Here is a 14057-nt window from a genome sequence, read left to right as displayed (position 1 = left end):
TCTTCAATCTACTTTTACTTATTTTAATAAGTCCCTTCTTCACCTTGGCTAGTCAAGATAACAGGTCCATCTTTCGTAATGACAAATTGGTGTTCATACTGACATGACAATCCACCGTCAATGGTCTTATGCGCCCAACCAGTCTTCATATCTGTGTCGATTTCCCAGTCACCTGTATTGATCATTGGTTCAATAGTCAAGACCATTCCTTCACGAAGACGGAGTCCTCGACCTGCAATACCATAGTTAGGAACCATTGGTTCTTCGTGCATAGTTGGGCCAACACCATGACCAACCAAATCTCGCACCACACCGTATCCACGACTTTCAGCGTATTCTTGAATAGCCGCACCGATATCACCGATACGATTTCCAACAACAGCTTGCTCAATCCCCTTGTACATAGCTTCTTTGGTTACATCCATCAAGTTTTTCACTTCTTCGGACGGTGTACCAACAGCATAAGCCCAACATGAGTCTGCAAGACCACCAGAATAGCTCTGAGTGTATTTCTTCATTTGTTCAACATTGTTGAAGTTTAATTTTGAGACATTCAGGTCAGATTTAGCAATTGGACCTCCCAAAACCATGTCAACCTTGAGCAAATCACCATCTTTCAAGATATAGTGACGAGGGAAAGCGTGAGCTACTTCATCGTTAAGAGAGCAACAGGTAGCATAAGGATAGTCCATCATGGCACCGTCAACTCCAATCTGAAGCGGAAGGAAATTTTCTTCCTTACAACGACGGCGAACGTATTCTTCAACTTCCCACATATCTACGCCAGGCTTAATCAAATCACGTAAGCCGATATGAATACTTGCTAGAAAATCCCCAGCCTTGTCCATAGCTTCAATTTCACGAGCTGATTTTAATGTTATCATTTTTTCTCCTAGTTTCTAATTAATTTTAACAGTCACATTTGCTTTTGAAACAATCTGATGACCATGATAAATATCGTAATCAATAATAGCTGACCGTCTAGTGTGGTGAATAATTCGTGCTTGAATGCGCAGTATATCATCTATCTGAACAGCCTGTAAAAAGTAAATCAGCATTTGTTCGATGATGAGATTGCGACCACTATTAACAACTAAATCTTGGGTCATGTGGGTCAGAATTTCTGCCAATACACCATTAGCTAAAACACCGTTTTTCTCAAGCATAAAGGGTTCCACTGTAATGACGACTTCATCATGGTGATAAGCGAGTTTTTGACCAATCTGCTCAGAAAAAGTTGGTAGAGCCGAAACTTGGGAACGACTCATTTTCTCCATGACATCTCGTCGTGTCACAACTCCAAGCAAGGTTTGATTATTTCGAACAACCGGTACCATTTCAAAGTCTTCTGCGATCATCCGTTGACTCACATTGGCAATATTTGTCGATAATCCAACCAAAAATAAACTACGAGACATGACCTTATCAATTGTAGTACTTGGTGATTTATCGCCAGCATCTCTCATAGTTACAACTCCAACGACAATCTGATGTTGGTTAATAACTGGAAAACGACTGCTACGATTCTTGCGTACCAAGTCCAAATAATCTTTAACAGTGTCGGTCTCTCTCAGAAAACCATACTCATGACTCGGACGATAAAGTTTCTCAACTGTCAGAATATCAGTCTTGATTTGGACATTTGACAAGGCTTTATTGATCATAGTCGCGACAGTGAAAGTATCATGCTTGCTTCTCAGAACAGGAATTCCTTTTTGATTGGCCAGTTTAAGTACATCATTATGAACCTGAAATCCCCCTGTAACCAGAACTGCATTTTCATTTTCCAAGGCTAGCAACTGAATACGGGTTCGGTCTCCGACAATCAAGAGTCCCCCATCGTGAAGGTAAGACAAGATATTTTGTTCAGTCATTGCACCAATTGAAAACTTACTAAATTCTCTCTCTAAACCTTCTTGCCCAGCCAGAACCTCAGAAGAAGTCACTTCTGCAATTTCAGCAAAAGTTAATCTTTCAATCGCAACTTTCTGGGATTTAACACGGATTGTTCCACTTCTAGGACGGGTCTCCACAATTCCACGGTTTTCAGCTTCCTTGATAGCGCGATAGGCCGTTCCATCACTGACTCCCAGATGGTTTGAAATACTACGAACACTGACCCTTTTACCTACTGGTAATTCCTCCAAATAGCTTAGAATTTCCTGATGCTTACTCATTGAATTCTCCTTTTACATACCGAAATTCAAGATAATCCCGCATTTTTCTTGTGTAGCGATCACTTCCCTTAAACTGACGGAACAAACTAAATCCAGACTTAAGAGCAACTCTTTGGCTAGCTTCATTTTCAAGGTGGGTAATGATAGATAATTGTTTTAAGCCAAATTCCTCAAAAGAAAGCTGACAAATTTTTCTAACAACCTCTGTCATAAATCCTTGCGACCAAGCATCTTTTCTCAAAAAATAGCCAAGCTCAGCTTCTTTTTTGATTTCATCTAACTTCTCAAATTTAATAGAACCAATCATTTGTTGATTTTTCTGGTCACAAATTGCCCACACTCCCAAAGGGGACTTCATAAAGTAATTTGCTAATGCATATTGACTTTCTTCCAGACTTGCCTGAGTTGGGAAAATAAATTGTAAATTTTCAGGATTTGAGGCTATCTCATGGAAGTCTTGACTATCACTAAAAAAGAAAGGACGCAAATACAAGCGATCCGTTTCAAAAAAAGAAAACATTGCTAATTTGGTCCAAATATTCATAAACACCTCTACGGTTTAATCCTCAACAAGTGTAATCTCCGCTCCTAGATTACGTAATTTTTCAATAATATCAGAATAACCACGTAAGATAAACTCGATATTTGTAATTTCAGTTTTACCTTCAGCCATAAGCCCAGCAATGACTAGTGCAGCCCCAGCTCGTAGGTCAGTCGCTTTAACACTTGCCCCGCGCAAATCACGTCCACCTGTGTACAAAATATGACCATTTGTTGTCGAAATGTCCGCATCCATCTTTGCTAGTTCAAAAACATGATTTACACGTTTTTCGTAAATCGTATCAACAATTGTACCACGACCATTCGCTCTTAGTAAAAGTGGGGTAATCGGTTGTTGCAAATCAGTTGCAAATCCAGGATAAGGAGCTGTTTTAATATTGATTGCTTTCAAATTAGACTGTTCTTCGACAAAAATGCTGTCTTCAGAAACAGTCATTCGAACTCCCATTTCTTCCAACTTAGCGATAAAACCTTCTAGATGTTCATATAATACATTATTGATACGAATTCCCTTACCAACTGCAGCAGCTAAAGATATATATGTTCCAGCTTCAATACGATCTGGAATCACCTGATGACGCGTTCCATGTAATCTTTCAACACCATCAATAATGATGATATTAGTTCCTGCCCCACGGATATGGGCACCCATATTATTCAAGAGAGTTGCAACATCAATAATCTCAGGTTCACGGGCTGCATTTTCAATAATAGTACGACCATTCGCTTTAACCGCAGCAATCATCGTATTAATCGTCGCACCGACACTAACTGTATCCATGTAAATACTTGCACCGTGAAGTCCTGTATCTTTGGCAGATAACTTCATGTTATCTCCCTCGTAGCTAACAGTAGCACCCATAGCTTCAAAAGCCTTAAGGTGTAGGTCAATCGGGCGAGGACCAAGGTCACACCCTCCAGGCAAGCCAACTGTGGCTTCACCAAAGCGACCTAAAAGACTTCCATAAAAATAATAAGATGCACGAAGACTATTGATTTTCCCATAAGGCATTGGAATATTTTGAACACCTCTTGGGTCAATCTCCAATACATCGTCATAACGCTTAACAGTAGCTCCCATCAATTCCATGATTTCGACAAGACTGGCTACATCCGAGATATCTGGAACGCAATCCAAAGTCACTACATCATCAGCCAATATAATAGCTGGAATTAAGGCCACAACGCTATTTTTAGCACCACTAATAGTGATTTCACCTTGTAGTGGTAATCCACCATTGATAACAATTTTTCTCATTCTAAGTTTTTAATACTCTTTCAAGATTTCTAATAAGGTCTTTAAAATAAATTATATCATAAATGCAACCTTTTTTCCATCCTTTTCAATTTTATTGGATAGTAAGCAATAAATAGGATTAAGTTGAAAGGTTGAGTCCATATTTTATGAAACATCTTTTGATACTAAAAAATCCTGAATTAAAAATTATAAAATACCTCAAAAATTAGATTTTCTATGTCTAACTTTTGAGGTATCGTTCAACTATAGAAATAATAGTCTTTTGGTGGTGTCTATACTATATAGAAATCAAAAAGCAACTCGCGCCTGTGTCACCTTACATTCAATCTATTACTAACTTTCTTATCTCTATATTCAACCCTACCTAGTTTTTTATTAAGGATTGGAAGCGAGTTATTTTTGATTTTCTTTCAGCAGACTTCAAGATTTGTCCTATCCAGAGGATATCTTTCCTTCACCCCCACAATGACTAACAAATGGCTTTTCTTTACTCTACAACTGCTTCAGCGATTTCTTCACGGCTAATACCAGCGAAATAGCGTGCAATATCAATAGTTTCTAGAGCTTTGAGGACATCTTCACGTTCATATTTCACCCCACGAAGGACATCTTCTACTGCAGCAACGTCTTCGATACCAAAGAAGTCACCATAAATCTTGATGTCTTGGATTTTTGATTCAGTAACATTAGCAAAGACTTCAACCTTACCACTAGTGAATTTTGTTCCACGACGGACGTTAAATTCAGGTGATTTACCGTAGTTCCAGTCCCAAGTTCCAAACTTAGTATCCTTGATTCGATTGATTTCAGCCAATTCTTCCTCAGAAAAAACGTATTCTGTCATCTCTGGATACTCTTTTTTCATGTATTCCAAGAGTAAATCACGGAATTCTTCAACTGTGATTTTTTCTGGCAATTCATTGATAATATTGGTCACACGAGCACGGACGGATTTCACACCTTTTGATTCAAATTTATCTTTTGAAACCTTAAGGGCATTTGCTAGGACTGACAAATCAACGTCAAAGAGCAAGCAACCGTGGTGCATGATACGGCCATTGATATAGGCTTGGGCATTACCACAGAATTTCTTACCGTCGATTTCTAAGTCGTTACGACCTGTGAACTCAGCTTTAACCCCAAGTTGAGCTAGTGTATTGATAACTGGCGTTGAGAAGCTCTTAAAGTCAAAAGCCTTGTTCTCATCTTCTTTTGAGATGATCGTGTAGTTGAGGTTATTTAAATCATGGTAAACAGCTCCACCACCACTGATACGACGCACTACTTCAATTCCGTTTTCTCGAACATAATCACGGTTGATTTCTTCGATGGTATTCTGGTGACGACCAACAATGATAGATGGCTTGTTAATCCAAAGTAGGAAGATTTGATCCTCATCCAAAAGATGTTTAAAGGCATATTCTTCCAAGGCGATATTAAAAGCGGTGTCGTTTGAATGATTGATAATATATTTCATGAGATACCTTCTTATACGATAGAGACTGGAAAACACCTTTCCAGTCTAATCTATCTTTCTTTTATTTTTTCTTAGGTGAATGGATAGCCATTCCTAGAACATCCGCAAATGCTTCGTACATCACTTCAGAGTAGGTTGGGTGTCCGTGGATAGTCTTCAGCATTTCTTCAACAGTAATTTCCATTTCGATAATGCTTGACGCCTCATTGATCAATTCTGCAGCTGCAGGACCGATGATGTGAACACCAAGGATTTCCCCGTATTTCTTATCTGCGATGACTTTAACGAAACCTTGTGCTGCATCAGATGCAATGGCACGACCGTTAGCAGCAAAATTAAACTTACCAATGGCTACATCGTATTTCTCACGGGCTTGTTCTTCTGTCAAACCTACTGCTGCTACTTCAGGAAGAGTGTAGATAGCTGCTGGAGTCAAGTTTAACTTGGCAACAGCATGATTTCCTTTAAGGGCATTTTCAGCGGCAACTTCACCCATACGGAAAGCTGCGTGAGCCAACATCTTAGTACCGTTGATGTCACCTGGTGCGTAAATACCTGGAACAGAAGTTTCCATGTATTCGTTGACCTTGATACGACCACGATCCAATTCAAACTCAACATCGCCAATACCTTCAAGGTCTGGAACACGACCGATTGAAAGAAGAGCTTTATTTGCGATGATATCGTCTTTTCCTTCAACCTTGATACGAAGTTGACCATTTTCCTCAATGATTTCTTGCAGTTTAGTACCAGTCAAGATGGTCATTCCTTTACGTTCAAGGATCAAGCGAAGATTCTTAGACACTTCTGCATCCATAGCTGGCACGATATGGTCCATCATTTCGATAACAGTCACTTTTGAACCAAATGTCATGAAGGCCTGACCGAGTTCGATGCCGACAACCCCACCACCGATGATAACAAGACTTTCTGGCACTTCGTTCATTTCAAGAATGTCGTCACTGGTCATGACAAGTGGAGATTCCATCCCAGGGACATTGATCTTGCTGACTTTTGAACCACCAGCAAGTATGATTTTCTTGGTTTCAAGCAATTCAGAACCATTTACCAAGACATTCTTATCTTTAGTGATGGTACCAATACCTTTATGTACAGTAACTCCATAGCTACGAAGAAGACCTGAAACTCCACCAACCAAGGTATTAACAACCTTAGACTTAGTTTCAAGGAGTTTGTCCATATCTACAGTGAAGTTTGGATTTTCGATGACGATACCACGGTTTGCGGCATGACCGATGTTTTCAATAATTTCAGCGTTATGAAGGTATGTCTTGGTTGGAATACAACCACGGTTCAAGCAGGTTCCACCGAGTTCAGATTTCTCAACAAGGGCAACCTTACCACCGAGTTGGGCAGCTTTAATGGCTGCAACATAACCAGCAGGACCTCCACCAATCACAACGATATCAAAAGCATCATCGCTCTTACCATCATCATTTGAAGCACTTGCTGCAGGTACTGGGCTAGCTTCTGGCGCTGCTGCTCCAGCTGTTGGGATATTTTCCCCTTCTTCACCAAGATAGCCGATAACTTCCGTTACAGGGACAGTTTCACCATCTCCTTTGAGGATGGCAATCAAGTATCCGTCTTCTTCAGCTTCCAATTCCATGCTGACTTTATCAGTCATGATTTCCAAAAGGATTTCTCCTTCTTTTACAAATTCTCCGACTTTTTTATTCCATTGGACGATTTGTCCTTCTGTCATATCCACGCCGGCTTTTGGCATAATTACTTCTAAGGCCATGTCTTCCTTCCTTTATCTATATCTTTAAAATGAATACTCTTGTTCTTAAATCAACATTGAGATTGGATTTTCAATCAATTCTTTCAAGTCTTTCATAAACTTAGCACCAGCCATACCATCTACGACACGGTGGTCAATGGTTAATCCTAGGCTCATAATTGGACGAATCACAATTTCACCATTGACGACAACTGGCTTCTCAATTGTCGAACTCACACCAAGGATAGCTGAGTTGGGTTGGTTAATAATCGGACCAAAGGACTGAACACCAAACATTCCCAAATTACTGATTGTGAAGGTTGAATTTTGCAGTTCGCTTGGAGCTAATTTACCATCCAAGGTACGGCCAATAACATCCTTAAAGGCTACAACCAGTTCTGAAAGACTCATCTTCTCAGCATTGTAAACAACAGGTGTCATTAATCCATTATCCATCCCAACTGCCATGGCAAGATTGACATAGTTGTGAGTGATAATAGTCTTGCCATCTTCTGTCAATGAAGCGTTGATGTATGGGTGTTTCATAAGAGTCTTAACAACTGCAAGTGAAAGCAAATCTGTAACGGTAATTTTCTTACCAGTTGCTTCCATGATTGGTTCAAGGACTTTCTTACGAAGGGCCAACATTTGAGACATATCGACATCGTAGTTAAGCGTAAAGGTTGGGGCAGTCAAGTAAGATTCAACCATACGTTGAGCAATCACCTTACGCATTGGTGTCATTGGAATACGTTCAATTTCACCGTATGGTGTTACATTATCAGGAATTTCTTCCACTTTTTCAATCTGAGCAGGAGACTTGATGGTATCGTTTTCGATATTTTCAGGAAGCAAGGCCAAAACATCCTTCTTCATGATTTTACCACGATGACCGGTTCCTTGAATTTCCTGCCAAGCAATGTTATGTTCGAGGGCAATTCGTTTTGCAAGTGGCGAAATGCGAACCACGTTTGTGTCTTTATAAGTTTCCACGTCTTCTTTGTGGACACGACCGTTTGCACCTGAGCCAGAAACGTTGTAGAGGTTGATCCCTAAATCATCCGCTAACTTTCTAGCTGCAGGAGTCGCTCTTAGCTTGTCATCAGCCATGACCTCTCCAATTCTATACTAAGATATTAAGGGCGTCATAAGTCAAAGTGAAAATAGGAAACTTGGCGAAGAAACTTTAGTTTCTAGGAAAGTTTATCTTTTTCACACAGACTTTAGCCCGTGTTCAATTTTATGATACTAAGGGCGTTTAAAAGCGACCGAAAAATAGGAAATCAACGATGGCTTCGATGAAGCCAAGGAGATTTATCTTTTTTCCGAGCTTTTAGCCCGTGTTCAACTCTACAAGCAACTTGGATACAACACGTATCTCAAGTTGCTACGGTTGCCGCTATTATGCGGTCAACCTAGTAGACTTACTAAGTCGTTCGTCGAATAACATCGATTCGACTCTCTCCTGTCGCAACTTTACAAATAAGTTGGATACGAAATGTATCTCAAGTTACAAAAGTTAAAAATTTAAACCACTTTACATAATTTATCTTATGTAATCCTATTCTTTGTTATAAGTTTTTCGGATTGCATCTTTGATGCTTTCAACTGTTGGAATCATTGCATTTTCTAGATTTTGTGCATAAGGCATTGGCACATCTTCTCCTGCACAACGGCGGATTGGTGCATCTAGATAGTCAAATGCTTCCGATTCTGAAATAATAGCTGAAATCTCTCCGATATAGCCGCTTGTTTTGTGGGCATCGTTGACTAAAACAACTTTACCAGTCTTCTTAACTGAGTTTATGATGATATCCTTATCAAGCGGAACAAGGGTGCGTGGGTCAACGATCTCAACAGAAATTCCTTCTTCTGCTAATTCTTCGGCAGCTTGAACCACACGGCGAAGCATTTTCCCATAAGTTACAACTGTTACATCTGTACCTTCACGTTTAATTTCCCCAACACCTAGTGGGATTGTATAGTCTGGATCAACTGGCACATCCCCTTTTTGGTTAAATTCTGACTTGTACTCAAGAATGATAACAGGGTTGTTATCACGAATAGAAGACTTAAGCAGCCCTTTCATGTCCGCAGGTGTACCTGGTGCCACAACCTTAAGACCAGGAATGTGAGTGAACCAAGACTCTAGAGATTGCGAGTGCTGGGCTGCAGATCCAACTCCATTACCAGCAGCGCATCGAACAGTCATTGGAACCTGACCTTTACCACCAAACATATAACGTGTTTTAGCGGCTTGGTTGACGATATTGTCCATGGCAATAACTGAGAAGTCCATGAAGGTCATATCAACGATTGGACGAAGGCCTGTCATGGCTGCTCCTGCTGCTGCTCCAGAGATGGCAGCTTCAGAAATCGGACAGTCACGAACACGTTCTGGACCAAATTCTTCGAGCATTCCAACAGAAGTTCCGAAGTCTCCTCCAAAGACACCGACGTCTTCTCCCATCAAGAACACATTTTCATCGCGACGCATTTCCTCAGACATAGCAAGGATAATGGTGTCACGGAAGGACATTGTTTTTGTTTCCATTTTATCTCTTTCTCCTTAGTCTGCGTAAATATCTTCAAATGCTGTTTCAAGCGGTGGGAATGGACTTTCTTCCGCAAATTTAACAGAAGCTTCTACTGCTGTTTTCACTTGCGCTTGGATTTCTTCCAATTCTTCGGCACTTGCAATAGTGTTTTCAATGAGGTACTTGCGAAGATTTTCGATTGGGTCTTTTTGTTTCCACAATTCCACTTCTTCACGTGTACGATATTTACCAGGGTCTGATGATGAGTGACCAAGCCAGCGGTAAGTTACACTTTCAATCAAGACTGGACCATTGCCACCACGAACATGATCTACAGCTTTCTTAAATCCTTCATAGACTTCGATAACATTGTTTCCATCTTCGATGAACATTCCAGGAATTCCATATGCAGCACTACGTTGATGGATATGCTCCACATTAGTCATTTTTTTGATATCCGCAGAGATACCGTAACCGTTGTTGATGCAGTAGAAAATGACTGGGAGTTTCCAGATAGAGGCCATATTTACTGCTTCGTGGAAAACACCTTCGTTAGTCGCACCATCTCCAAAGAAGCAGACTACGATTTTTCCAGTATTTTGCATTTGCTGACTAAGGGCTGCACCAACAGCGATTCCCATACCACCACCTACGATACCATTGGCACCAAGGTTCCCAGCATCAAGGTCGGCGATATGCATAGAACCACCTTTACCTTTACAGGTTCCAGTGTATTTACCAAGGATTTCAGCCATCATTCCGTTGAGATCAATTCCTTTGGCAATAGCTTGTCCATGACCACGGTGGTTTGATGTAATTAGATCATCTGGATTGAGAGCTAACATAGCACCCACGTTAGCTGCCTCTTCTCCAACAGAAAAGTGCGTCATTCCTGGCACTTTCCCTTTCTTTACTAATTGCGCAATTTTTAAGTCCATACGACGGATTTCTTCCATCTTACGGAACATTTCTAGCAAAAGATTTTTATCTAAAGTTGACATCTTCTTGCCTTTCTAACTTTCTTCTTACCTTACTATTTTACCGTTTTTGATAAATACTGTCAAAGTTTTTCTAAAGAAAAATTCACAAAATAAAAAAGAAAACCCCATGAAAACAAGGGATTTTCTTATTAAGAATATTTTTTCACAAACTTTTTAACATTTAGATTTTGCCAAAGATTCAAACCTCTTCATAATCACAGTTAAACGCCAACGGTAGAGCGCCCCACTCACGATTAAACTAATAATCAAACCGATCCAGTATGAATAAGCTCCAAAATCTGTTAGAGAGTCGAATACCATAGCCACTGGAATCGCTACACCCCAATAACCAACCAAACCAAGGTAAAAAGGAATAACGGTATCCTTGTAGCCCCGTAAAATTCCCTGAAGCGGTGCCGCAAAGGTATCTGCTAACTGGAAGAAAAGGCTGTAAGTCAAAAAACGCGCTGTCAAATCGATAAATTCTGGATCATTACCATAAAGACTAGCCACATTTCCCCTAAAAATGTATAGGAAGGTTAAGGTGAAGGCTGCAAAAATGAGGGCAATCCATCTTCCTAGACTAATATAGGTTTTCGCATCATTAAATCGTTTGGCTCCCACTTCATAGGAAACAACAATAGCCATAGCAGATGAGATACTCATAGGAAAGGCGTACATGAGAGTTGAAAAGTTCATAGCTGACTGGTGACTAGCGATAATCAAGGATGAGAACTTAGCCATAATCAAGCCAACCACTGAAAAGATAGCCACTTCCGCGAAGACAGTTCCCCCAATAGGCAGACCCAAGCGAACTCCTTCCTTGATTTTATCCATATTAAGTGGAATTCGTTTCTCAAGATGTAGGGCTTTGAGCTTCTCCTGTTTAAATAAAACCAGAACAGAAATCCCAAGCAAGACCCAGTAGGCTAAGGATGTTCCTAAACCAGCACCAGCACCTCCCAGTTCTGGAACACCAAAGGCCCCGTAAATCAAGAGGTAGTTAAATCCACTATTCAAGGGAAGTAACAAAAGCATGAGATACATGGAAAGTTTGGTCAAGCCCAGCGAATCCAGCAAGGAACGAATGACACTAAAAAGCAACAGGGGGATAATTCCGATAGATAAAAACCAAAGATAGCGAACCGCTACTGCCGCCACCGGTGCTTCTAGTCCAATATGATTCAAAATTGGTGGTGCCAGGAAAAGTACCATTCCCAGCAAGAGCACAGATAGGCCCAAGGCCAGATAGATGAACTGGTAAAAATCAGACGCAACTTCTTCCTTTTTACCTCGCCCAAGATGGTGACCAATGATAGGCACTAAGGCTGATACAATCCCTGTTAGGAATGTAAAGAAAGGATTCCAGATACTGGTTGCCATAGACACACCAGCCAAGTCCATGGTATTGTATTGACCTGTCATAGTCGTATCAACAAAGGAAGCAGAATAATTGGCAAATTGATAAATCAGGATAGGGAAAAATATCTTTAAAAATAAGATAAACTTGTCTTTAAAATGATGGGTTTGATACATATAGTCTCTCTATTTTTCTAGTTTACAAAGCAGACTTCCACCTAGTTTTGATAGACAATTTGTCCCTTACAGATGGTATATTTAACCTGCCCTTTTAAGCTTTCACCAATGAATGGTGAATTAGCTGCTTTGGAAGCAAAATGGGAGTCCACAAGGCGGTCAGCCTTAGCATCAAAAATAGTGATGTCCGCTGGACCATTCTCAGCCAAGTAACCTGCTTCAAAGTTGTAAAGCTTGGCTGGGTTGTAGGTCATCTTTTCTAGTAATTCCATCAAGCTTAACTCTCCAGCTTCCACCAAATAAGTTAAACCGAGAGAAAGAGATGTTTCCAAACCAGTCATACCAGATGGCGCTTTGGTAATATCCTCAACGTTTTTCTCATCTGCATGATGAGGCGCATGGTCAGTCGCTATAACTGTGATGACGCCTGATTTGAGACCTTCAATCACGGCACGACGGTCTGATTCCAAGCGAAGCGGTGGATTCATCTTAGCATTGCTACCTTGAGTCAAAAGAAGTGCTTCTGTCTTAGAGAAATGCTGTGGCGCTACTTCTGCTGTGACTTGCGCTCCCAATCCTTGAGCAAACTCCACTACTTTAACACTTTCTTCCTTAGACAAATGCTGGATGTGAACATGAGCCTTAGTTGCATAGGCAATCATAACATCACGCGCCATCATAGCATACTCAGCCACCCCAGTTGCACCGCAGATATGGAAATGCTCTTTAGCAATATTTTCATTAAACCCAAGTATCCCATTCAATCCTGGATCTTCTTCATGAAGGCTAATAAAAGTATTAAGCTTTTTAGCTTCCTCCATGGCTTCCTTGACAACTTTACTACTTTCGAGTGGAATGCCATCATCTGAAAATCCAACTGCTCCAGCTTCTAAGAGTGCTTTAAAGTCAGTCAAATCTTGCCCATTAAAATTTTTAGTAATGGTCGCAACCGTCTTAACATTAATCTTCTCTTTGGCAGCTGACTGGAGAACTTCTTGCAAAGTCTCCACGTCTGAAATGGTTGGACTAGTATTAGCCATCATGACGACAGTTGTAAAACCACCTGCAGCGGCTGCAAGGGCACCTGTGTGAATATCTTCCTTATGAGTTTGACCAGGTTCACGGAAATGAACATGAATATCGACCAAGCCAGGAGCAACCACAAGACCTGTAGCATCAATCATCTCTGCTCCTTCTTCTTTAATCTCAGGTGCAATTTTGATAATTTTCCCATCTTGGGCTAAGACATCACACACTTGATCCAAACCAGACTTGGGATCCATTACACGACCATTTTTGATTAGTAGCATCTGCTTTCTCCTTTATTCATAGAAATCAACTTGGGTATCCAACAATTTATCCCCATCATAAACAAACTTAGCTGAAAAGAAGGGTTTGTCCTCTAAAAGCCACTCAACAAAGGTATGGTCACCTTCCCAAGTCGGCTTGCTCAAAACCTCATCATAAGGAACCCATTCCAGCGTCCCCTCGTTGCAATCAATCAAGTCACCCTCAAACTCTGTCACCTTAAAAACATAGGTGTACCAGTCTAAATCTGGTGTAAATTCAGGAAAAGTGATGACACCTTTTAGAACTGGCTTGGCTTTGAGCCCTGTTTCTTCGAGGATTTCACGCGCCGCGCATTCCTGAGGCGTCTCTCCTCGCTCTAGCTTACCACCCACACCAATCCATTTCCCTTCATGGACATCATTGGGTTTCTTATTACGATGGAGCATAAGCAATTCTTTCCCGTTATCAATGTAGCAAATCGTCGCTAACTGAGGCAT

At 40.7% G+C, this 14057-nt stretch carries 12 protein-coding genes; all 12 read right to left on the bottom strand.

The features are described from left to right. Positions 1 to 23: 23 nt before the first annotated feature. The 12 genes from O3601_RS01115 to O3601_RS01060 all read right to left on the bottom strand — a co-directional run bounded on the left by O3601_RS01115 (position 24) and on the right by O3601_RS01060 (position 14057). Positions 24 to 884 (bottom strand): methionyl aminopeptidase, encoded by an 861-nt coding sequence (locus O3601_RS01115; protein WP_000631543.1) that lies wholly within the window; start codon positions 882 to 884, stop codon positions 24 to 26. 15 nt (positions 885 to 899) lie between these two features. Further along, on the bottom strand, positions 900 to 2177 hold the full coding sequence (gene spxR / locus O3601_RS01110) for a CBS-HotDog domain-containing transcription factor SpxR (protein ID WP_371470500.1): 1278 nt from the start codon (positions 2175 to 2177) through the stop codon (positions 900 to 902). After that, positions 2170 to 2721, bottom strand: a complete 552-nt coding sequence (locus O3601_RS01105; RefSeq protein WP_001028727.1) for a GNAT family N-acetyltransferase — start codon at positions 2719 to 2721, stop codon at positions 2170 to 2172. Before O3601_RS01105 ends, spxR begins: the two co-directional genes overlap by 8 nt. Before the next feature lie 15 nt (positions 2722 to 2736). Beyond that, entirely contained in the window at positions 2737 to 3996 is a 1260-nt protein-coding gene (locus tag O3601_RS01100) for a UDP-N-acetylglucosamine 1-carboxyvinyltransferase (RefSeq protein WP_371470499.1), read from the bottom strand. 487 nt (positions 3997 to 4483) lie between these two features. After that, on the bottom strand, positions 4484 to 5473 hold the full coding sequence (locus tag O3601_RS01095) for a lipoate--protein ligase (RefSeq protein ID WP_371470497.1): 990 nt from the start codon (positions 5471 to 5473) through the stop codon (positions 4484 to 4486). Positions 5474 to 5534: 61 nt separating this feature from the next. Further along, positions 5535 to 7238 carry a dihydrolipoyl dehydrogenase gene (gene lpdA, locus O3601_RS01090; RefSeq protein WP_371470496.1) on the bottom strand — a complete coding sequence of 568 codons (1704 nt, stop codon included), beginning with the start codon at positions 7236 to 7238 and terminating at the stop codon, positions 5535 to 5537. A 45-nt stretch (positions 7239 to 7283) separates the two neighbouring features. Beyond that, positions 7284 to 8327: a dihydrolipoamide acetyltransferase gene (locus O3601_RS01085; protein WP_371470494.1), complete on the bottom strand. Its 1044-nt coding sequence runs from the start codon at positions 8325 to 8327 to the stop codon at positions 7284 to 7286. A gap of 451 nt (positions 8328 to 8778) precedes the next feature. After that, entirely contained in the window at positions 8779 to 9771 is a 993-nt protein-coding gene (locus O3601_RS01080; protein WP_371470492.1) for an alpha-ketoacid dehydrogenase subunit beta, read from the bottom strand. Positions 9772 to 9786: 15 nt separating this feature from the next. After that, the gene (locus tag O3601_RS01075; protein ID WP_371470491.1) at positions 9787 to 10755 is read right to left on the bottom strand and encodes a thiamine pyrophosphate-dependent dehydrogenase E1 component subunit alpha; all 969 of its coding nucleotides are present in this window, start codon (positions 10753 to 10755) and stop codon (positions 9787 to 9789) included. A gap of 153 nt (positions 10756 to 10908) precedes the next feature. Beyond that, positions 10909 to 12270, bottom strand: coding sequence for a sodium-coupled multidrug efflux MATE transporter PdrM (gene pdrM / locus O3601_RS01070; protein ID WP_371470489.1), 1362 nt, complete (start codon positions 12268 to 12270; stop codon positions 10909 to 10911). A 41-nt stretch (positions 12271 to 12311) separates the two neighbouring features. Next, complete coding sequence (locus tag O3601_RS01065; protein WP_371470487.1) at positions 12312 to 13580, bottom strand: dihydroorotase; 1269 nt, start codon at positions 13578 to 13580, stop codon at positions 12312 to 12314. Positions 13581 to 13592: 12 nt separating this feature from the next. Further along, positions 13593 to 14057: an 8-oxo-dGTP diphosphatase gene (locus tag O3601_RS01060; protein WP_001135768.1), complete on the bottom strand. Its 465-nt coding sequence runs from the start codon at positions 14055 to 14057 to the stop codon at positions 13593 to 13595.

This window comes from Streptococcus sp. 20925_1_69, assembly GCF_041432365.1.
Classification (GTDB): domain Bacteria; phylum Bacillota; class Bacilli; order Lactobacillales; family Streptococcaceae; genus Streptococcus.
This window is presented reverse-complemented; position numbering and strand designations above follow the sequence as displayed.

What these genes read in the sequence shown, in the direction of transcription:
- O3601_RS01115 (WP_000631543.1), bottom strand. Translation starts at nt 884, where the DNA reads ATGATAACATTAAAATCAGCTCGTGAAATTGAAGCTATGGACAAGGCT.
- spxR (WP_371470500.1), bottom strand. Translation starts at nt 2,177, where the DNA reads ATGAGTAAGCATCAGGAAATTCTAAGCTATTTGGAGGAATTACCAGTA.
- O3601_RS01105 (WP_001028727.1), bottom strand. Translation starts at nt 2,721, where the DNA reads ATGAATATTTGGACCAAATTAGCAATGTTTTCTTTTTTTGAAACGGAT.
- O3601_RS01100 (WP_371470499.1), bottom strand. Translation starts at nt 3,996, where the DNA reads ATGAGAAAAATTGTTATCAATGGTGGATTACCACTACAAGGTGAAATC.
- O3601_RS01095 (WP_371470497.1), bottom strand. Translation starts at nt 5,473, where the DNA reads ATGAAATATATTATCAATCATTCAAACGACACCGCTTTTAATATCGCC.
- lpdA (WP_371470496.1), bottom strand. Translation starts at nt 7,238, where the DNA reads ATGGCCTTAGAAGTAATTATGCCAAAAGCCGGCGTGGATATGACAGAA.
- O3601_RS01085 (WP_371470494.1), bottom strand. Translation starts at nt 8,327, where the DNA reads ATGGCTGATGACAAGCTAAGAGCGACTCCTGCAGCTAGAAAGTTAGCG.
- O3601_RS01080 (WP_371470492.1), bottom strand. Translation starts at nt 9,771, where the DNA reads ATGGAAACAAAAACAATGTCCTTCCGTGACACCATTATCCTTGCTATG.
- O3601_RS01075 (WP_371470491.1), bottom strand. Translation starts at nt 10,755, where the DNA reads ATGTCAACTTTAGATAAAAATCTTTTGCTAGAAATGTTCCGTAAGATG.
- pdrM (WP_371470489.1), bottom strand. Translation starts at nt 12,270, where the DNA reads ATGTATCAAACCCATCATTTTAAAGACAAGTTTATCTTATTTTTAAAG.
- O3601_RS01065 (WP_371470487.1), bottom strand. Translation starts at nt 13,580, where the DNA reads ATGCTACTAATCAAAAATGGTCGTGTAATGGATCCCAAGTCTGGTTTG.
- O3601_RS01060 (WP_001135768.1), bottom strand. Translation starts at nt 14,057, where the DNA reads ATGCCTCAGTTAGCGACGATTTGCTACATTGATAACGGGAAAGAATTG.